The organism is Brevibacterium oceani (genome assembly GCF_013623835.1).
Classification (GTDB): Bacteria; Actinomycetota; Actinomycetes; order Actinomycetales; family Brevibacteriaceae; genus Brevibacterium; species Brevibacterium oceani.
This window is the reverse complement of the sequence record NZ_JABKDE010000003.1, coordinates 624,906-643,395: the sequence shown is the minus strand read 5'-3', so window position 1 is coordinate 643,395 and position 18,490 is coordinate 624,906. Positions and strand designations below refer to the sequence as shown.

Below are 18,490 nucleotides of genomic sequence, written 5' to 3'. Positions count from 1 at the left end.
CCCACGACCACCGCTGTCGGTGTCTGTCATGCACCGGCTCACACTCGTGCGGTGTCCTTGCGCAGCGCCCACGCGGAGCCTGCGACGAAGATCGCGAGCCAGACGACGACATTGACCACTGCCCACTGATCGTAACCCCCGCCGAGCGGTGCGCGGGCGATCTCTCCGGCGCCGTAGGCCGGCGTGAAGTGCGCGATCGTCTGCAGGGTATTCGGCCAGATCTCGAGGGGGACGAAGAGTCCGCCGATGAGGGAGAGGATGCCGAGGACCATGCTCGAGACCTGGATGGCGTTCTCGGCCGGCAGCAGGTAGCCGAGCATGACGCCGAAGGCCGCGAACACCGAGGAGGTGAGGATGACGAGGAGTCCGGAGAGTAAGAGCGTGCCAAGCGGGGCGTGGACTCCCGTGATCGCGGCGAGTGCGAAGACGACGATGACGGAGACTGCACCGAGCATCATCGACACGATCACCTTCGTGAGGATGTAGGCCGCGGGGTGGAGGGGCGTGAGCGCGAGCTGGCGGCTCCAGCCGAGTGCCCGTTCCACGGCGACCTGGGCACCGCCGGTGGTCGTAGCCACCATCGCCCCGTACGTCGCCAGGGAGACGGAGATGTAGAGCGCTGCGTTCGTGTCCCCGAGCATCTCGCCCCGATTCGACACCCCGAAGATGAGGTAGAACACCGCGGGCATGATCATCGTGAAGATGAGCGTGCGCCGGTTGCGCAGCTTGCGGATGAGTTCGAGCCGAAGCAGGGTGGCGGAGAATCCGCCGAAGCTCGGAGGGCGGCGCTCGCTCAGTGAGTCGAGGAAGGTCGCCGAGGTTGCGCTGGGCTTGGCTGTGCCGGGTTTGCCTGTGCTTGCGGGCTGGATGGTATTGGACTTGGTGGTGCTGGGCTGGGTGGACATCTCAGGCCCCTTTCGTGGTCAGACTGATGAAGGCGTCCTCGAGCGAGTGCGAGGAGATCTCGAGGTCGGTGCAGGCATGGTCGAACAGCGTCCTGGCGGCGGTGTCCGAATCGCTCGTCCGCATCTTCAGGCGCCGCCCCTGGACGTCGATGGATTCGACTCCGGCGAGCCCGCCGAGGAGGTCGACGATGCCAGCGACACCGGGTGCAACCTCGGCGCGGGCGTTCGTGCCCGACTCTGTGTCGGGCTCCGTATCGAAGACGGGCAAGGTCGCGCTCACGGTCTTCGCAGCAGCCATGGCTCTGATCTCGTGCGAGGGACCGTCGGCCACGATCCGGCCGCCGGCGACGAGGATGACGCGGTCGGCGAATTCGTCGGCCTCTTCGAGGTAGTGGGTGGCGAAGAGGATCGTCTTGCCGGTCAGGGCGTCAGCGCGCATCTCGTGCCAGAAGTCGCGGCGTCCGGTGACATCCATGCCGGTGGTCGGTTCGTCGAGGACGATGAGCGCGGGGTCGGGCAGCAGGGCCATGGCGAAGCGCAGCCGCTGTTTCTGCCCGCCCGAGCACTTCTTCACCGTGGCGTTGGCGATGTTGGCGATGCCGGCTCGTTTGAGCACGAGGTCGACGTCGAGGGAGGAGGCGAAGACCGCCGAGGTGTACTCCACGGTCTCGCGGACTGTGAGGTCATCGAGGAGTCCGCCGGTCTGCATGACCGAGCTCACGAGGCCGCGCGAGACCGCCCGCCGAGGCGGCATGCCGAAGATCTCGACCGCTCCGGCGTCGGGGCGGGAGAGTCCGAGCAGCATGTCGATCGTCGTCGTCTTGCCTGCGCCGTTGGGGCCGAGGAAGGCGACGACCTCACCGGGGCGGATGTTCAGGTCGAGGCCGTCGACGGCTTTGAGGTCGCCGAAGGACTTCGAGAGTCCGGTCAGGGAGACGGCGTCGGGAATCTGCCCCGGGGCTATGCGGTGATCCGCTGTGGCTGGATGAGTCGTGTCTGTGTTCATGTCCTTCAGACTAGGAATCCGGAGGCGAGGACGATGATGCCATTTGTCACGAGGTCAGGGGTGCCATTTGTCACCGGCCGCCCCGTGACCGCGGCGATTGCTGCTCGCCCAACGGCCGCCTGCACACAGAAGACAGGCGCCGCTGGGAAGTTCACTTGCCCTTCATCTTTCCTCCACACTGTCTGCGAATCGGCTGAGTACGTTGGGCGGGTATGCTCGCGCGCCGTCGCCTCGGCGGGCGCTTCCCACCGTCGGAAGGATGACAATGCCCTCGAGAACACTGCGTCTCGCCGCGGCGACCGGAGCGCTCGGACTCGCGCTCTTCGCAACCGCCAGCCCCGCCTCGGCGGCCGATATCGATCAACCCGGCGGAGCTCGTCAGCTCGAGGGCGACAACACCGACGTCATCCGCGACGCGGTGGAGGATTCCGGCGCGAAGAACGTCATCCTGCTCATCGGTGACGGCATGGGCGATTCGGAGATCACCTCCGCGCGCAACTATGCGAAGGGCGCCCACGGGCGCTTCGACGGTCTCGATGAACTGCCGCTGACCGGCCAGTACACGACATACGCGGTCAACAGGGACACCGGCAAGCCGGACTACGTCACCGACTCCGCGGCAAGCGCTACCGGCTGGTCGACCGGGACGAAGACCTACAACGGGGCTCTCGGAGTCGATCGCAAAGGCAACCCGCACAAGTCGCTCATCGAAATGGCCCGCGCGAAGGGCATGAAGACCGGCGACGTCTCGACCGCGGAGATCCAGGATGCGACGCCGGCCGCCCAACTCTCCCACATCAGCGAACGCGGCTGCTACGGACCTGAGGAGACGAGCAAGGACTGCTCGAGTGAGGCGCTGGAGAACGGCGGACTCGGCTCAATCAGCGAGCAGATCCTCAATGCTCGCGCGGATGTCGTCCTCGGCGGCGGTTCAGCCTCATTCGAGCAGAAGGCCGTGGCCGGTGGCTGGAAGGACAAGACCCTGCGCGAGCAGGCGGAGGAGCGCGGCTACCAGCTCGTGAACGACTCCGACTCGCTCGAAGGTGTGACCGAGGCGAACCAGGATTCGCCGGTTCTCGGACTCTTCACGGAGGGCAGTTTCCCCGTTCGCTGGGAGGGACCGAAGGCCACCCACGGAGGCGGCACCGAACCGGCTGTGAAGTGCAAGAACAACCCCGAGCGCACCGCGGATGTGCCGAAGCTCGATCAGCTGACGAGCAAGGCCGTCGACCTGCTCGACAACGATGAGGGCTTCTTCCTCCAGGTCGAGGGAGCGAGCATCGACAAGGAGGACCACGCGGCCAACCCGTGCGGTCAGATCGGTGAGACCGTCGACCTCGACGAGGCGGTCAAGGCCGCCCTCGACTTCGCAAAGAAGGACGGCGAGACCCTCGTCGTCACGACAGCCGATCACGCTCACACGAGCCAGATCGTCTCCGCCGGCTCGGACACTCCGGGCCTCACCCGGACGCTGGCCACTGTCGACGGCACCGATATGACCATGAACTATGCGACCGCTGACGAGGAAGCGTCGCAGGGTCACACCGGCACGCAGATCCGCATCGCCGCGTACGGACCGGGTGCGGCCAATGTCGTCGGGCTGACCGATCAGACGGACCTGCACTACACGATCGCCGACGGCCTGGGACTCGACCGTGATGCCGAGGTGCCCGGTGATCCGGGTGACGACGCCAACGGCAACGATGATTCGACCGGAAGTGCTGACGCTAACGGTTCCGACGATGCCTCGGGCTCAGCCGACACCGATGGCAATGACGGTTCGGCCGGCTCCCAGGACACCACCGGATCCGATGATTCCAACGGCTCAACCGACGCGACCGGCGGCGGAAGCGGTGCGAACGGCGGCTCAGAGGGCGGCGAAGGCAATGCCGGTTCCGGCGACGGTGGCGAAGGTTCGGGCCTGGCCGGCAGTGGTGGCGGAACGCTGCCGCGCACCGGTGTCGAGATCGGTGCCGCGATCTTCTTCGGCGTCGCCGCGATCATCGGCGGATCAGCCCTGGTCCGCATGGCCAAGCGCCGCGGCATCCTTCTCGCCTGAGCCTATGGTGAGGCACCTGAGTCCAGGCGCACCACCCGACGCTCGACCGCACCACCTGAGTCACCGTTTGTGACCGCGAACGATGCCGGACGCTCCCAGCGAAGCGTCCGGCATCGTCCTTCCCCCACTCAGGTCGACCTGGCAGAGTGAGCACATGGAACCCCTCGAGCTGCCCCTGACCACCGACCGACTGCGACTGCGCGCGTACCGGGAGTCCGACGCCGAGGTGCATCTTCCCATCTACTCCCGCGAGGACGTCTCCCGGTTTCTCCTCGAAGATCCCTGGACCGCCGAGGTGGCCGAGACCAAGGTCGCCGAACGTCTCCCCCGCACCGGCCTCGAGACCGAATCACGGGCCCTGGCGCTGGTCATCGAGACCGCCGATTGCCTCGATTCGCTCGAAGGCTCACGCGTCATCGGCGACATCGCGGTCTGGCTCGAAGACGGCAGCGACGAGAAGGCGGAAATCGGCTGGATCCTCGACCCAGCCGCCGGCGGACACGGCTTCGCCACCGAGGCGGCCATCGCCGTCCTCAATGTCGCCTTCGACCATTACGGCCTCCATCGGGTATTCGCACAGATGGATTCCCGGAACACCGCCTCGGCGAACCTGGCGATACGGATCGGGATGCGACAGGAAGCGCACCTGCGCAAGGACTGGTGGTCGAAGGGCGAATGGACGGACACCCTCATCTTCGGGATGCTCGCCAGCGACCGCCAGACGGCCTGACCGGCAGTCTGCCATCGGACACGATTTTCTGAGATCTCGGACTCTTTGTCCCGACACCCGCGCTCAGGCCCTCTCCCGACATGAGAGCCTGAGGTGGCCGTGGCGCCGGACCACACGTTCGTGTGGGCACGAAGGCGGCCACGGGCAGTCGAGAGAAGAGGACAGCAGACACCGATGGCTCCAGCCGACAAGGACCGCAACGAGGCGCTCCCCGCGTACGACCGCAACAGCGAACGCGTCGACGAATCCGCGAACGGTCACGAGGCGAACGCCGGCCTGCACAGAGGCCTGACCGCCCGCCACATCCGTTTCATGGCCCTCGGCTCAGCCATCGGCACCGGTCTCTTCATGGGTTCTTCCGAATCGATCCAGGCGGCCGGTCCCGCGGTGCTGCTCGCCTACATCATCGGTGGGGCTGCCGTATTCATGGTGATGCGTGCCCTCGGTGAGCTCGTCGTCCGTCACCCCGTCTCCGGTTCCTTCGGCCAGTACGCCTCCCGCTACATCCACCCCTTTGCCGGGTTCCTCGTCGGCTGGACCTTCGCCTTCGAGATGGTCCTCGTCGCCGTCTTCGATGCCACCGCGATCGGCGTCTACATGGGCTTCTGGTTCCCGGGAGTCCCGCGCTGGATCTGGGTGCTCGCCGTCGTCTTCTTCATCGCCGCCATCAACATGATCGGCGTCAAGGTCTTCGGTGAGCTGGAGTTCTGGTTCGCGCTCATCAAGATCGTCGCGATCATCGCCCTCATCGCCGCAGGTATTGCCATCATCATCTTCGGCTTCGGCATCGCCGACCATGATCAGATGGGTCCGCAGGCGCTGGTCGACAACGGCGGCTTCCTCCCGAACGGATTCTGGGGTCTGCTCTCATCGTTCACCATCGTGATGTTCGCCTTCGGCGGCATCGAGATCATCGGCGTCACCGCCGGTGAGGCGCAGAATCCGAAGCAGGTGCTGCCCAAAGCGATCAACTCGGTGCCGGTGCGCATCCTCCTCTTCTACGTCCTCACCCTCGGTGTGATCATGTGCATTCTGCCGTGGAATCAGATCACCTCCGAGGTCAGCCCCTTCGTCGCGATCTTCGACTCCGTCGGTTTCTCCGCTGCCGCGGCCATCCTCCAGGTCGTCCTCATCACGGCGGCTTTGTCGGCCATCAACGCCGACATCTACGGTGCGGGTCGGATGCTCCACGGTCTGGCCGAACAGGGGCAGGCCCCGCGTTCGTTCGCCCGCACCTCCCTGAGCGGCGTACCCGTGATGACCGTCGTCACGATGATCGTCGCGCTGCTGGCCGGCGTGGTCCTCAACTACCTGTACCCAGACCAGGCCCTGTTCCTGCTCGGGGCCTTGGCCACCTTCGCCACGGTGCTGGTGTGGCTGGTCATCCTCGCCGCCCATATCCGGATGAAGAAAGCGATCGCCGAGGAAGCTCGTCTTCCCAGCGAATTCCCCATGCCGTTGTGGCCGGCGGGCTCGTGGATCACGGTCGCATTCATCATCTTCGTCGTCGTCATGGTCGGCATCGTCCCCGACTCCCGCCCGGCACTGTGGGCCGGTCTGCTGTGGGTCGTCGCGCTGTGGCTGTGTTACCTCGCGTTCGTGCGCGGTCAGGGCCGCCGGCCCTTCGCACTGACCGACCGCACCGAGCCGATGGGGTCTGGAAAGAACTGACGACCCTGCTCGCAACTGTCCGCGCCGTCACCATGCCTCACGGCGTCCGGCGACGCAGGGTCAGCGAGCCGACGATGATGGCTCCGACGATCCAGCAGGCGATGAAGAGCACCCGCAGCCAGATATAGGCGTCATCCTCGTTGCCGGTCGAGACCGCATTGAGCGCATCGATGGCATGCGAAAGCGGCAACCAGTCTCCGATGGTCTCGAGCACGTCCGGCAGCTGATCACGTGGCAGGAAGATCCCGCCTAGCAGGATCTGCGGAAACACGAACACAGGCATGAACTGCACGACCTGGAATTCCGTGCGGGCGAAGGCGCTGGCCAGCAGGCCCAGCGCCGTGCCGAGCAGGGCATCGGCGATCGCGACGACGAAGAGCAGACCGACTGATCCTTCGATCTCGAGCCCGCACACCAACGTTGCGTAGCCGACGGCCACGGCCGTCTGCACCACGGCGAGCAAGCCGAAGGCCAGCGTATAGCCGAGGATGAAGTCGCCGCGCCCCAGCGGCATCGACAGCAGCCGTTCGAGCGTTCCGCTGCGGCGTTCGCGCAGGGTCGCGATGCTCGTGACGAGGAACATGACGATGAACGGGAAGAGCGCGAGCATCGCCGGCCCGATCGTGGCGAAGGTATCTGTCTCGTCGAAGATCCACGCCACCAAGCCGATGAGCAGGCTGGGCACGATGAGCAGGAGCGCGATCGTACGCGGGTCGTTGCGGATCTGGACGAGCACACGCCTCGTCGTGGCCAGGGTTCGCATCGGGTTCATCGCCGACCTCCTTCCTTCGTCCCGTGGCCCCGCCGATCATGGCTTGGCCGACCCTTGCCGTTCGCGTTCTGGGAAAGCAGATGGGTCCGCGACCGGCGTCCGTGCCCGGCAGGTCCTTCACCGGCAGTGTCCTTCTCGATGATGTCGAGGAAGGCTTCCTCCGCCGAGGCGGCCCCGGTGCTTGAGAGCAGATCGCGCGGTGTCGTATCCGCGATGATTGCGCCCTCGCGCATGAGCAGCAGCCGATCGCACCGGGTGGCTTCGTCCATCACGTGGCTCGAGACGAGCAACGTCGTGCCCTCGTCGGCGAGACTGCGGAAGAGTCCCCAGAGATCCGCTCGCAGGACCGGGTCGAGGCCGACGGTGGGTTCGTCGAGGACGAGCAACTCAGGGTTCCCGAGCATCGCCGCTGCCAAGGACACCCGGTTGGCCTGACCGCCAGAGAGCGTCCGGGCCAGCTGATCGGCCTGCCCCATCAGGTCCGTGCGCTCGAGCACCCGGTCGACATCGGACTGCGGCGCCCCCTGCACGCGGGCGAAGTAGCGCAGGTTCGCCCGCACGCTCAGGTCGTCGTAGATGCTCGCCTGCTGGGTCATATATCCGACCCGGTGGCGCAGCGGTGCCGATCCGGCGGGCCGCCCGAGCACCTGCACCGTTCCGCCGGAGACGATCTGCACCCCCACGATCGCGCGCATGAGCGTCGTCTTCCCACTCCCGCTGGGTCCGAGGAGTCCGACGATGGCGCCGCGCGGCACCTCGAGGTCCAGGCCGTCGATGACGGCGCTGCGTCCGCGGCGGATCCGCAGTCCTCTCACCTCGACCGCTGTGTTCGTCATACGGTGAATGAGACACCCGGGGACCGGCGAGGTCAAGCAGTTCGGTCCATCCGTCGTTGCCAATGGTGGGACCGCTGTGCATGACGCACCCGCCGAGGAGGACAATGGGTGTGAACACCACACCCAGGTGATGAGACCGCGGTCACCAAAGGTCTGCAGATCGGTCCGCCGGGCCCGGCAAAGGTCTGGGAAACGGGCCTCTGTTTGGTCAGGACCACCTCGGCGATGGCCTAGCGTGGGAGGCGGAGCGGAAGTCGGATGAAAGGTTCCACGGTTCACATGTTCAGGCAGTCGTCGAAGCTGGCCAATGTCCTCTATGACATTCGGGGACCCGTCCTCGAAGAGGCCCAGGCGATGGAAGCCGCCGGGCACACGATCCTCAAGCTCAACATCGGCAACCCCGCCCCGTTCGGATTCGAAGCCCCTGAGGCGATCGTCCAGGACATCGCGGCGAACCTCCCGGTCACACAGGGGTATTCGGATTCGCGCGGAATCCTCTCCGCTCGCCGCGCCGTCGTCCAGTACTACGAGACTCGGGGCATCCGGAATCTCAGCACCGACGAGGTCTTCCTCGGCAACGGTGTCAGCGAACTCATCACGCTCAGCCTGCAGGCCATGTGCAATCCCGAGGACGAGATCCTCGTGCCCGGTCCCGACTACCCGCTGTGGACCGCCTCGGTGGCGCTGTCCGGCGGCACCCCGGTCCACTACCGCTGCGCCGAGGAGAACGCCTGGCAGCCGGATCTGGCCGACCTCGAATCTCGGATCACCGAACGCACCCGCGGCATCGTCGTCATCAACCCGAACAACCCGACCGGTGCGGTGTACTCGAAGGAGACGCTGCAGAAGATCGCCGACATCGCCCGCCGCCACGGCCTCATCGTCTTCTCCGACGAGATCTACGAGAAGATCACCTACGACGGCATCGAACTCGTCAACATGGCCACCCTGACCGGCGACGACGTGCTGTGCCTGACGTTCTCCGGACTGTCGAAGGCCTACCGGGTCGCCGGCTACCGCTCCGGCTGGCTCGCGATCACCGGCCCGCTCGAGGAGGCGCACAGCTACCTCGAGGGCATCAAACTGCTCGCGAACATGCGCATGTGCTCGAACGTGCCGGCTCAGCATGCGATCCAGGCCGCGCTCGGCGGGCATCAGTCGATCGAAGACCTCGTCCTGCCGACGGGCCGCCTCGGCGCGCAGATGCAGGTCGCCTACGAAGGGCTGAACTCGATCGACGGCGTCTCGGCCCACCGTGCCGACGGTGCGCTGTACATGTTCGCAAAGCTCGACGTCGAGAAGTTCGGAATCACCGATGACGAGCAGTTCGCCCTCGATCTGCTGCGCGAACAGAAGATCCTCGTCTCCCACGGCACAGCCTTCAACTGGCCCAGGCCCGACCACTTCCGCCTCGTCACCCTGCCGTCGGTCGAGGTGCTCACCGAGGCGATCGAACGGCTCGACACATTCCTGTCCGGCTACCGCCAGGTGGCGTCGACGACCTGCGAGCTGCCGGTCGTGCGCGAGAACACTGCGGTGAAGGGCTCCGCCGCCGCGGGCTGAAGTCGGTGCGCGGTGATGATGGGTATCCTGACTCAGGACCATCATCACCGAAGCGAAGGCGGGTAAGGATGCCGCACCTGATCGAAGTGTGGAACGACACGGTCGACTCCCGGCATCTCACCGGCGGCATCGCCATCTCCGTGGGGATCGCCGTCTCGTCCTACCTCATCGCCGACCATCTCTTCGCCGCCGTCGGGAACACCGAGCTCGGCCATTCCTATGCCCTGCTCATCGGCATCCTCGGGTGCATCCTCGGGGCTGTGATCACAGGGTTCCTGTTCAAACCCAAGCGCGTGATCACCACCTCCACCGCCGACACCCGGGACCGGCAGGAGATCATCGATGAGGTCGTCGAGGAGTACGGCGAACTCGGCGATCCCCGCGAACTCCCCGAGGTGGTGCAAGAGGAAGTGCGCGCGCTCGGTCTCTTCGAGGCTCTGGTCGACAATCACGAATCCCGCCGCACCGACAGGCCCGCCGGACACGAAAGCGACCGCGAGAAGTGAGCGCCGAACTCATCGAACCCGTCCTCTGGGCCATCGGCATGGCCCTCCTGGCCGCCGTCCTGTTCACCGGCATCGGGCTGATCTCCGGCACCGACGAGACGGCGACCGTCGCCCCCATCGCCCTGCTGGTGATCCTGCTCGGTGTCCCACCTGCCGGTGTCATCGCCTTCTTCCTGGCCGCGGTCATCGCCAAACACATCTCGCACGCGGTGCCGACGACCCTGCTGGGCATCCCCGGTGACACGACGGCCGTGCCGATGCTGCGCGAGGCTCAATTGCTGCGCGCTCTGGGAGTTCCGCACCTGGCGCTGCAGAAGGCGATCTCCGGCGGGGTCGTGGCCGTGGTCATCGCGATCCCGCTGTCCATCATCTTCGCCCTCATCCTCACCCCCTTCGCCGAGGCGATCGAGGCGGTGGCTCCGTGGATCTTCGCGGCAGCGGCCGTGCTCGTCGCGTACACCTCGAAGGGCCGCCTCGGCGCCGTTGTCGCTCTCATTCCCTTCGTCCTCGTCATCGTCGGCCTGCAGGCGTTCATCATGGAGCAGAAGGAGACGACGTTCACGACCTCGTTCTTCCTCGGCATCGCCACCGGACCGCTGATCTTCGATCTCTTCGCCTCGCTCTCGCCGGCGGGCCGGCGGGCGATGCGCCAGGAGGGCAAGCGCGAGTTCGCACTCGCTCCCGACGTCCGCCGGCCGGGCGGGCGCCTGCCCAACCCGCTCAAGGTCCTCGACCGCACCCAGCTGGCGTATACGAGCGGCTCGGCGGCGATCACCTCGGCGACCTTCGTGTTCTCACCGGTGGCGATGGCCGTACTCATGGGTGAGATCGTCGGCAGTCGGATCAAGAACGGCTACCGCCGACTGACCACCGTGGCGACGGTGCGCAACGGCACCACCGAGTCGACCTATCTCGCCGAGACGCTCATCCCGCTCATCGCCATCGGCCTGCCGCTCTCCCCGGTCGCCGCAGGACCCGCAGCTCCTCTCTTCAACGCCCCGCCGGTCTATACCTTGGATACGGAGACGGGGGTGACGAACAACCTCCACGACCTGCTCACGACCGGGCAGTTCGCACTCTTCGCCGTCATCGCCGCAGTCATCGCCATCGCGATCGCCTACCCCTTCGTGATGAAGAACGCCCACCGGGCAGCGACGTGGGTGATGACCTCGGTCTCCCACGAGGCGATCATCGCGGGATTCGCCGCCCTCATCTGCGTCATCTGCCTCTACGAGGGCGGCCTGCTGGCCCTGGGTGTGACAATCACCGTCGGGCTCGTCGGTGGCCTGTTCAACCGGATGATCGGCATGCACGCGGGCGTCCAATTCATGGGCTACTACGTCGCAGTGCTCACCGTCCCCGCGATCCTCGCCTTGTAAGTCCCGAGGTTCGCCTGCGCGGACGGCTGCGCCGGGCCATGCCGCCCTCCGTAATGTCAGCCACCGCAGACAACCCGATCGTCACAGAAAGTCATAGTGTAGTTATTCACTGGACTTAGTAGCTATTGTGGTGCGAGAACGAATTGCTCAACAATATTCGGCTCGTGGAAAGGCACCACCATGCGGCAGCTCATCGTCCTAGGATTCGTCGGACTCCTCGCCCAACTCATCGACGGATCGCTCGGAATGGCCTACGGGGTGACCTCGACGACCCTGCTCCTCGCGGCCGGCGTCGCCCCGGCTGCCGCCTCGGCGGCGGTCCACTTCGCCGAGCTCGGCACGACGCTGGTCTCGGGGATCTCTCACCACCGCTTCGGCAACGTCGACTGGAAGACGGTGTCGATCCTTGCCGTCCCCGGTTTCATCGGCGCCTTCGCCGGGGCCACCTTCCTCTCCGGACTCAACGGCGACGGCGCCACCCCCTGGATCTCCGGGATCCTGCTCGCCCTCGGCATCTACGTGATCTGGCGCTTCCTCGCCCTCGGCGGCCGTCGCCCCGAGTTCAAGGGCCGCCCCGGAGCCAAGCTCCTCGTCCCCGTCGGCCTCGTCGGCGGCGCCCTCGACTCCATCGGCGGCGGAGGCTGGGGACCGGTGGGCACGACGACGCTGCTGTCCTCGGGCCGCCTCGAGCCCCGCAAGGTCGTCGGCTCGATCGACACGAGCGAGTTCGTCGTCGCCGTCGGCGGATCGCTCGGCTTCCTCTTCGCCCTCGGCCACGCCGGCATCGACTGGACGATCGTCGCCGCCCTGCTCATCGGCGGGATCATCGCCGCACCCTTCGCCGCCTGGCTGGTGAAGATCCTGCCCGCCCGCATCCTCGCGGTTGCCGCCGGCGGAATCATCATCCTCACCAATGCGCGCACCATCGCCATCGCACTCGGCGCCTCGACGCCGGTGCTGACGACGACGCTCATCGTCCTCGCCCTCGCATGGGTCGGCCTGCTCGTCCACGTCAGTCGCGTGGAGCGGAAGGTGCGCAAGGACGACTCCACCGAGGCGGCCGAGGTCGTTCCCGTCGCCGGAGCCTGACCCGAACGCCGCCGACGACACGTGCCCCGTGGGCGGCCGCGGCCCGAGGTCGACGGCGGTGGGCGCACCGGTGCCGGCACCCACTGTTACGATGACGGCATGAGGGTGACCACCAAGTCGGACTACGCGCTGCGCGCTCTCATCGAGATCGCCGCGACGGACGACGGCGCACCCATCAGCGCCGATGAGCTCGGCCGCCGGCAGGACATCCCGAAGGGGTTCCTCCAGGCCATCCTCGCCGACCTGCGCCGCGTCGGCATCCTCACCTCCGTCCGCGGTAAGTCCGGCGGATGGAGACTGACGAAGCCCGCCGCCGAGGTGTCCGTGGCCGACGTCATCCGCGCCGTCGACGGCCCCCTCGTCTCGATCTACGGCCAGCGCCCCGAAAACGTCAGCTACGACTCGACCGCCGACTCACTCCAGCAGGTGTGGATCGCCGCCCGCTACTCCCTGCGCGACGTGCTCGAACACGTGTCCATCGCCCACCTCGCCGAGAAGTCGCTGCCCGAGGCGGTCACCGACAAGGTCGCGATCGAGGACGCCTGGAACCCGCACTGACCTGACCGCGCACAGCGCTCACGTACCGCGCCGGCGTCCCGCTCGGCCCGGAGTCACAGCCCACCCTCACCGCCAGCGCCGGGTGACCGTGCGGACGTCGGCGACCACCTCGGCGATGGCCGAATCATGAGCCTGGACGATCGGATCGTGCCGCGTCCGCGCACCCGCCGACTGCGCCGAGGCGGACCGGGAGACCAACAGGACGTCGCGACGGCAGGCGCTCAGCGGCATCGGGATGACCTCGATATCCGCTTCGGCTGAGAGCGAGGACTCGGGGATCATCGCCACCGCCAGGCCGGCCGAGATCATCCGATTGATGGCCGCGTAGTCATCCATCCGCATCCCCACCCGCGGCTCGAAGCCCGCGGCCAGACAGAAGGAGCGGACCACCTCGTCGATGGCGTCGCCCGGATCAATGCTGAACGCCCACGTCTGGGACACCAGCACCGTGAGGTCGGGCAGACCCTGAGCGTCGACGGCAATGGGGCCGATGGACCTCGGCACGCACAGGAACAGCCGCTCGGAGTAGAGGTGCGTCGCACTCAGCGTCGTCGGAATCCACGTTCGGTCGATGTCGGTCGACACGAGCAGCGCGAGGTCGAGGTCGCCGGACTCGAGCCGGGCCACGAGCTTCGCGTGCTCGTCCATCGTCACATCCAGCGCCGCGGTGAGCACCTCGGTCCGATCCCCGGCGACCGCCTCGTCGCGGGTCTGCCAGCGCGGGCGGGCCTGGAGCTGATCGTGCAGGCGCGGGATCACCCGGGCGCCGACCGTGGGCACCGCACCGATCCGGACGGGGACCGCCTGGGAATCGCGCCACAGGGCCACCTCGGCGCCGAGGCGCTCACACAGTCCGAGGATCTCGACGGCCCGCGAGACCACGAGGCTGCCCACCGTCGTCGGGTGCGATCCGCGCGGACTGCGTTCGATGAGCGTGGCACCCAGCGCCCTCTCCAGATTGCGCAGATGGTGGTTGACCGTCGGCTGACTCCACTGCAGATCCGCAGCAGCCGCGGCCACGGACCCGGCGACGGCGACGGCCCGCAGGGCGGTGAGTCCGCGCGTGTCCAGAGGTTCCATCACCCTCCCCATCTGACCCTCATTGAGTTCAATACTGACTATAGAGCATGGGAGGAAAGTTGCTATTCTCCTCGCACCACTGGTCTCCCTAATCTGGAGACATGACCGTGCATCATGACTCCCCCATGCCCCCGGCCCTGCACTCCTCCGCGGGACCGATGCCGCATCCCTCCGACGCGCAGTCGCGCGCCCCCTACGCCGAAGCGCTCGCGCACGCGGCGGACCGCAGTTCGCTGTTCCTGTCCACCCCCGGACACGGCGGCACTGCCGATGGCATCTCGGCCGGTCAGGCCGAATTCTTCGGCGAGCACACCCTCTCCCTGGACATCCCCCCGCTCTTCGACGGCATCGACCTCGGCTCGCACACCCCGAAGGACGAAGCGCTTCGCCTGGCCGCCGAGGCCTGGGGCGCGCGCCGCACCTGGTTCCTCACCAACGGCTCCTCGCAGGGCAACCGGATGGCCGCCCTTGCCGTCGGGACCCTCGGCTCCGGCGTCGTCACCCAGCGCAGCGCTCATTCGAGCTTCATCGACGGCATCGTGCTCGGCGGGCTCAACCCCGGCTTCGTCTACCCGAACGTCGACGAGGTCAACGGCATCGCCCACGGCGTGACCCCCGATTCCCTGCGCCGGGCGATCCGGAATCACCCCGAACCGGTCACCGCCGTCTACCTCGTCACCCCGAGCTACTTCGGTGCGGTCGCCGACGTCGAATCCCTCGCCGAGGTGGCCCATTCCGCAGGTGCGGCACTGATCGTCGACGCCGCCTGGGGAGCGCACTTCGGCTTCCACCCCGACCTGCCGGCCTCGCCGGTGACCCAGGGCGCGGACATCGTCATCATGAGCACGCACAAGCTCGCCGGCTCACTCACCCAGTCCGCGCTGCTCCACCTCGGTGACACCGAGCTCGCCGCCCGGCTCGAACCCGCACTGGCCCGCGCCTTCATGATGACGTCCTCGACGAGCGAGAACGCGCACCTGCTCGCCTCGATCGACCTGGCCCGCCGGGAACTCATGACCTCCGGAGAGGCGATCGCCGAGTCCCTGGAGAACATCCGCCACGTGCGTGCGCAGATCGAGGCCACCGACCGCTACCACCTGCTCTCGGGCGAGTTCCTCAGCCATGCCGATGTCGTCGACATCGACCCGTTCCGCCTGCCCATCGACATCACGGCCACCGGCCTCGACGGCCACACGGTGCGCAAGCGCCTGGCCCAGGATTTCGACATCTTTCCCGAGATGTCGACGGCCACGACGCTCGTCGCCCTCATCGGGATCGGGAAGTCCCCGGACATCTCTCGCCTCATCGATGCGCTCGAGACGCTGCGGCTTGAGACCGAGGCGACGGGCGATCGGGACGACAGGGCCGCCTCGGCGGGGATCGATTCCGACTCCGCGACCTCATCGAACGCCCGCGGCGCGCTTCCTCCGCTGCCAAATGCGGGACGGCTGGCGATGCTGCCCCGTGAGGCATTCTTCGCCGACTCCGAACTCGTTCCCGCCGCCGAGGCGGTCGGCCGGGTGAGCGTGAGCTCGCTGGCCGCCTATCCGCCCGGCATTCCGAATGTCCTGCCCGGCGAGGAGATCACTGCGGAGACCGTCGATTTCCTCCAAGCCGTGGCCGCGAGCCCCTCGGGGCACGTCCGCGGAGCCGTCGATCCCGAATTAGGTTACTTTCGTGTGACTAAATTCTGAGTCAGCAGCGGCCGTTTTCGGCGGCCGATCGCACCGAACATCCACACAGGCTCCACTCAGCCCGCATCCACGGAAGGCCGTTGTCCCGACTGGGAACAACGGCCTTCCGTGTTTCTGCGAATTTCACATTTCCGACGCCACACAGACACGTTTCTGCCATACTCATGAATGTGACCTGCCTCACGCACTTTATTGACGCACCTATGCGAGCACGTAAGGATGTTCCGCGTTGTTCGAAACCGAACGCCTCGCCGTCGAGCCCCTCTCGGCGGCTATGAATATGTCGAAATGAGGACCCACTCATGACAACTGAACACGTTGGTTCCGCTCCGGAGGGCAAGAGACCCTCGCGCCGAGAGCGCAAGGCGATGAAGAAGCGGCTCAAGGAAGAGCACTGCATCGTCGTCGAAACCAAGTCGATCCGCACCGCCATCGGCGGCACCACGGTCGGCAACTTCATGGAGTGGTTCGATTTCGGTGTCTACGGCTACCTGGCCGTGACCATGACCTCGGTGTTCACCGAAGGTATGGACCGACAGATGGGTCTGCTCGTCACCCTGCTCGGCTTCGCCGTCTCGTTCCTCGTCCGCCCGCTCGGCGGCATGGTGCTCGGACCCCTCGGTGACAAGGTCGGCCGCCAGAAGATCCTCTTCTTCACGATGGCCACGATGGCCACCGCCACCGCCCTCATCGGCGTCCTGCCCACCGCGGCCCAGGTCGGGCTGTGGGTCATCATCCCGCTCTACCTGCTCAAGATGATCCAGGGCTTCTCCACCGGCGGCGAGTACGCCGGTGCCACCACCTACGTCTCGGAGTTCGCGCCCGACAAGTCGCGCGGCTACTGGGCTTCCTGGCTCGATGTCGGCTCCTACCTCGGTTTCGCCGCCGGCGCGGGAACCGTGGCGATCACCACCGTGATCAGCACGAGCATCTACGGCGAAAACGCGATGCTCGACGGCGGCTGGAGGATCCCGTTCCTCATCGCCATCCCGCTCGGCGCCGTCGCCATCTGGTTCCGTCTGAAGATCCCCGAGACCCCGAGCTTCGAGGCGAACGAGGATGCCGGCCTCATCACGAAGGACAAGGACGACCAGTACGCCCGCCACGGCCTCATCGGCGTCGTCCGTCACTTCTGGAAAGAGATCCTGCTCGGCATCGCAATCGTCGCCGGTTCGCAGACGGTCGGCTATGCACTCACGAGCTTCATGCCCACCTACCTCGAGGAGACGGTCAAGGTCTCGAACATCCAGGCCGCCGTCGTCACCATCCCGGTGCTCATCATCATGTCCGTGTGCCTGCCGCTCATCGGCAAGCTCTCGGACAAGATGGGCCGTAAGTTCGTCTTCATGATCGCCGCCGGTGCCACGATCGTCCTCATCGTCCCGGCCTTCGCGGTCATGCAGATCGGCACGATGACCGCTGTGACGGTTGCGCTGTTCATGGTCGCGGTTCCGGCCGGCTTCTACATCGCCTGCCTCGCCTCGACGCTGCCGGCACTGTTCCCGACGGCTTCGCGCTACGGTGCGATGGGTCTGACGTTCAACCTCGGTGTGTCCCTGTTCGGCGGTACGACCCCGCTGTTCGCGCAGGCGCTCATCGATGTCACGGGCAACTCGTACATGCCGGCGTTCTACATCATGTTCTTCTCCGTGATCGCCTTCGTCGCCGTGTGCTTCATCAAGGAGTCCGCACGCCGTCCGCTGCTCGGGTCCTTCCCGACGGTGGAGACGAAGGAGGAGGCCGTCGCGCTCGTGGCCGGTCAGGACGAGAATCCCGACCTCGACCCCGATACGATGCCCATCCCGGTCATCCACGAAGCCGCGAAGTGAGCCGGCGCCGAGGCGGCTCGACCGACAGATCGTCAGTCGGCTGAGCCGCTCCGGCAGCTGAGTTCGAAACACGGCCGGCGTCCCTGCGGGGACGCCGGCCGTTGTCGTTGCCCGACCCGTCAGTTGCCGCGCTTGAAGAAATAGAGGTTGGACGTGACGAGCTCGCCGGCGTCATCGGCCTTGCCCGCCTCGATGAGGTCGACGATGCGCGGCAGCTCTCTGGCCGAGTCGACGGCGATGTCATCGATCTCCGAACGCACGTTGAACAGACGCGACTGGTCGCGCAGCCGCAGGCTGATCTCGGCCGCCCTCCGGCCGAGTCCGAACTCGAGCAACGCCTCGTGGAACCTGCGGTCGCGTGTGTAGAACTCGGGCACGTCACCGGATTCGGCGGCGACGATCGTGGCCTCGGCATGCTCACGCAAACGGGCGAGCGCCTCAGTGATGGTGACTCCCGGGGCCACCTCCGCCGCAGCTGCCGTCTCACACAGGTGCCGCACGGCAGGGACGGCCAGGAGCACACGGATGCGGATGATCTCCTCGAGGTCGACCTCGGTGATCGGGACGAGTCGGAAGCCGCGGTTCGGGACCGCTTCGACCGTCCCCTCGGTGACGAGCGACATCATCGCCTCACGCACCGGGCTGAGCGACATTCCGAGTTCCTTGGCCAGCCCGGCAGCGGAGTAGATCCGGTCCTCGGCGAGGTCACCGGCGGTGATGGCGTCACGGATGATCGCCAGCGCATGCTCTCGCAGCGACTGCGCCTGCGGCCTTTCACGATCCACGTCGACTCCACCTCCACATCGAAGAACT

The 18,490-nt window shown here is 66.6% G+C and carries 16 protein-coding genes; 10 read left to right on the top strand and 6 right to left on the bottom strand.

Annotated features, from left to right (window positions below; genetic code table 11):
* Positions 1–38 precede the first annotated feature (38 nt).
* Positions 39–905 (bottom strand): ABC transporter permease, encoded by an 867-nt coding sequence (locus HK401_RS09365; protein WP_181274357.1) that lies wholly within the window; start codon positions 903–905, stop codon positions 39–41.
* A gap of 1 nt (position 906) precedes the next feature.
* Complete coding sequence (locus tag HK401_RS09360) at positions 907–1,911, bottom strand: ABC transporter ATP-binding protein (protein WP_181274356.1); 1,005 nt, start codon at positions 1,909–1,911, stop codon at positions 907–909.
* Positions 1,912–2,176: 265 nt separating this feature from the next.
* Here HK401_RS09360 and phoA point away from each other — a divergent pair, with 265 nt between their 5' ends.
* From phoA to HK401_RS09345, 3 genes are all read left to right on the top strand, one after another.
* The gene (phoA, locus tag HK401_RS09355) at positions 2,177–3,970 is read left to right on the top strand and encodes an alkaline phosphatase (protein WP_219921818.1); all 1,794 of its coding nucleotides are present in this window, start codon (positions 2,177–2,179) and stop codon (positions 3,968–3,970) included.
* Positions 3,971–4,124: 154 nt separating this feature from the next.
* Positions 4,125–4,700: a GNAT family N-acetyltransferase gene (locus tag HK401_RS09350; RefSeq protein WP_181274354.1), complete on the top strand. Its 576-nt coding sequence runs from the start codon at positions 4,125–4,127 to the stop codon at positions 4,698–4,700.
* Positions 4,701–4,874: 174 nt separating this feature from the next.
* Complete coding sequence (locus HK401_RS09345; protein ID WP_181274353.1) at positions 4,875–6,371, top strand: amino acid permease; 1,497 nt, start codon at positions 4,875–4,877, stop codon at positions 6,369–6,371.
* Between the two features lie 37 nt (positions 6,372–6,408).
* Here the strand turns inward: HK401_RS09345 and HK401_RS09340 are convergent, their stop codons facing one another.
* Both HK401_RS09340 and HK401_RS09335 read right to left on the bottom strand, forming a co-directional pair.
* Positions 6,409–7,143, bottom strand: coding sequence for an ABC transporter permease (locus HK401_RS09340; protein WP_181274352.1), 735 nt, complete (start codon positions 7,141–7,143; stop codon positions 6,409–6,411).
* A complete protein-coding gene (locus tag HK401_RS09335) occupies positions 7,140–7,979 on the bottom strand; it encodes an ABC transporter ATP-binding protein (protein WP_181274351.1) in 840 nt (279 codons plus the stop codon). The genes HK401_RS09340 and HK401_RS09335 overlap by 4 nt, the downstream gene beginning before the upstream one ends.
* A gap of 279 nt (positions 7,980–8,258) precedes the next feature.
* Here HK401_RS09335 and HK401_RS09330 point away from each other — a divergent pair, with 279 nt between their 5' ends.
* The 5 genes from HK401_RS09330 to HK401_RS09310 all read left to right on the top strand — a co-directional run bounded on the left by HK401_RS09330 (position 8,259) and on the right by HK401_RS09310 (position 13,074).
* A complete protein-coding gene (locus tag HK401_RS09330; protein ID WP_181274350.1) occupies positions 8,259–9,542 on the top strand; it encodes a pyridoxal phosphate-dependent aminotransferase in 1,284 nt (427 codons plus the stop codon).
* A gap of 68 nt (positions 9,543–9,610) precedes the next feature.
* Entirely contained in the window at positions 9,611–10,048 is a 438-nt protein-coding gene (locus HK401_RS09325) for a hypothetical protein (RefSeq protein ID WP_181274349.1), read from the top strand.
* Positions 10,045–11,427, top strand: coding sequence for a tripartite tricarboxylate transporter permease (locus HK401_RS09320; protein WP_181274348.1), 1,383 nt, complete (start codon positions 10,045–10,047; stop codon positions 11,425–11,427). The genes HK401_RS09325 and HK401_RS09320 overlap by 4 nt, the downstream gene beginning before the upstream one ends.
* Before the next feature lie 180 nt (positions 11,428–11,607).
* Entirely contained in the window at positions 11,608–12,516 is a 909-nt protein-coding gene (locus tag HK401_RS09315) for a sulfite exporter TauE/SafE family protein (protein WP_181274347.1), read from the top strand.
* Positions 12,517–12,615: 99 nt separating this feature from the next.
* On the top strand, positions 12,616–13,074 hold the full coding sequence (locus HK401_RS09310; protein ID WP_181274346.1) for an RrF2 family transcriptional regulator: 459 nt from the start codon (positions 12,616–12,618) through the stop codon (positions 13,072–13,074).
* A 66-nt stretch (positions 13,075–13,140) separates the two neighbouring features.
* Here HK401_RS09310 and HK401_RS09305 read toward each other — a convergent pair whose 3' ends face one another.
* Positions 13,141–14,154: a LysR family transcriptional regulator gene (locus HK401_RS09305; RefSeq protein ID WP_181274345.1), complete on the bottom strand. Its 1,014-nt coding sequence runs from the start codon at positions 14,152–14,154 to the stop codon at positions 13,141–13,143.
* Between the two features lie 101 nt (positions 14,155–14,255).
* On the opposite strand from HK401_RS09305, the gene HK401_RS09300 reads away from it, so the two are divergent.
* The gene (locus tag HK401_RS09300; RefSeq protein ID WP_309135950.1) at positions 14,256–15,848 is read left to right on the top strand and encodes an aminotransferase class I/II-fold pyridoxal phosphate-dependent enzyme; all 1,593 of its coding nucleotides are present in this window, start codon (positions 14,256–14,258) and stop codon (positions 15,846–15,848) included.
* 302 nt (positions 15,849–16,150) lie between these two features.
* Entirely contained in the window at positions 16,151–17,677 is a 1,527-nt protein-coding gene (locus HK401_RS09295; RefSeq protein ID WP_258234092.1) for an MFS transporter, read from the top strand.
* A gap of 119 nt (positions 17,678–17,796) precedes the next feature.
* Here the strand turns inward: HK401_RS09295 and HK401_RS09290 are convergent, their stop codons facing one another.
* Positions 17,797–18,462, bottom strand: a complete 666-nt coding sequence (locus HK401_RS09290; protein WP_309135949.1) for a GntR family transcriptional regulator — start codon at positions 18,460–18,462, stop codon at positions 17,797–17,799.
* Between the last annotated feature and the right edge of the window lie 28 nt (positions 18,463–18,490).

Coding starts and splice junctions, on each gene's coding strand:
- HK401_RS09310 (WP_181274346.1), top strand. CDS start 12,616: ATGAGGGTGACCACCAAGTCGGACTACGCGCTGCGCGCTCTCATCGAG.
- HK401_RS09300 (WP_309135950.1), top strand. CDS start 14,256: ATGACCGTGCATCATGACTCCCCCATGCCCCCGGCCCTGCACTCCTCC.
- HK401_RS09350 (WP_181274354.1), top strand. CDS start 4,125: ATGGAACCCCTCGAGCTGCCCCTGACCACCGACCGACTGCGACTGCGC.
- HK401_RS09330 (WP_181274350.1), top strand. CDS start 8,259: ATGTTCAGGCAGTCGTCGAAGCTGGCCAATGTCCTCTATGACATTCGG.
- HK401_RS09340 (WP_181274352.1), bottom strand. CDS start 7,143: ATGAACCCGATGCGAACCCTGGCCACGACGAGGCGTGTGCTCGTCCAG.
- HK401_RS09335 (WP_181274351.1), bottom strand. CDS start 7,979: ATGACGAACACAGCGGTCGAGGTGAGAGGACTGCGGATCCGCCGCGGA.
- HK401_RS09305 (WP_181274345.1), bottom strand. CDS start 14,154: ATGGAACCTCTGGACACGCGCGGACTCACCGCCCTGCGGGCCGTCGCC.
- HK401_RS09345 (WP_181274353.1), top strand. CDS start 4,875: ATGGCTCCAGCCGACAAGGACCGCAACGAGGCGCTCCCCGCGTACGAC.
- HK401_RS09365 (WP_181274357.1), bottom strand. CDS start 905: ATGTCCACCCAGCCCAGCACCACCAAGTCCAATACCATCCAGCCCGCA.
- phoA (WP_219921818.1), top strand. CDS start 2,177: ATGCCCTCGAGAACACTGCGTCTCGCCGCGGCGACCGGAGCGCTCGGA.
- HK401_RS09295 (WP_258234092.1), top strand. CDS start 16,151: ATGACAACTGAACACGTTGGTTCCGCTCCGGAGGGCAAGAGACCCTCG.
- HK401_RS09315 (WP_181274347.1), top strand. CDS start 11,608: ATGCGGCAGCTCATCGTCCTAGGATTCGTCGGACTCCTCGCCCAACTC.
- HK401_RS09325 (WP_181274349.1), top strand. CDS start 9,611: ATGCCGCACCTGATCGAAGTGTGGAACGACACGGTCGACTCCCGGCAT.
- HK401_RS09360 (WP_181274356.1), bottom strand. CDS start 1,911: ATGAACACAGACACGACTCATCCAGCCACAGCGGATCACCGCATAGCC.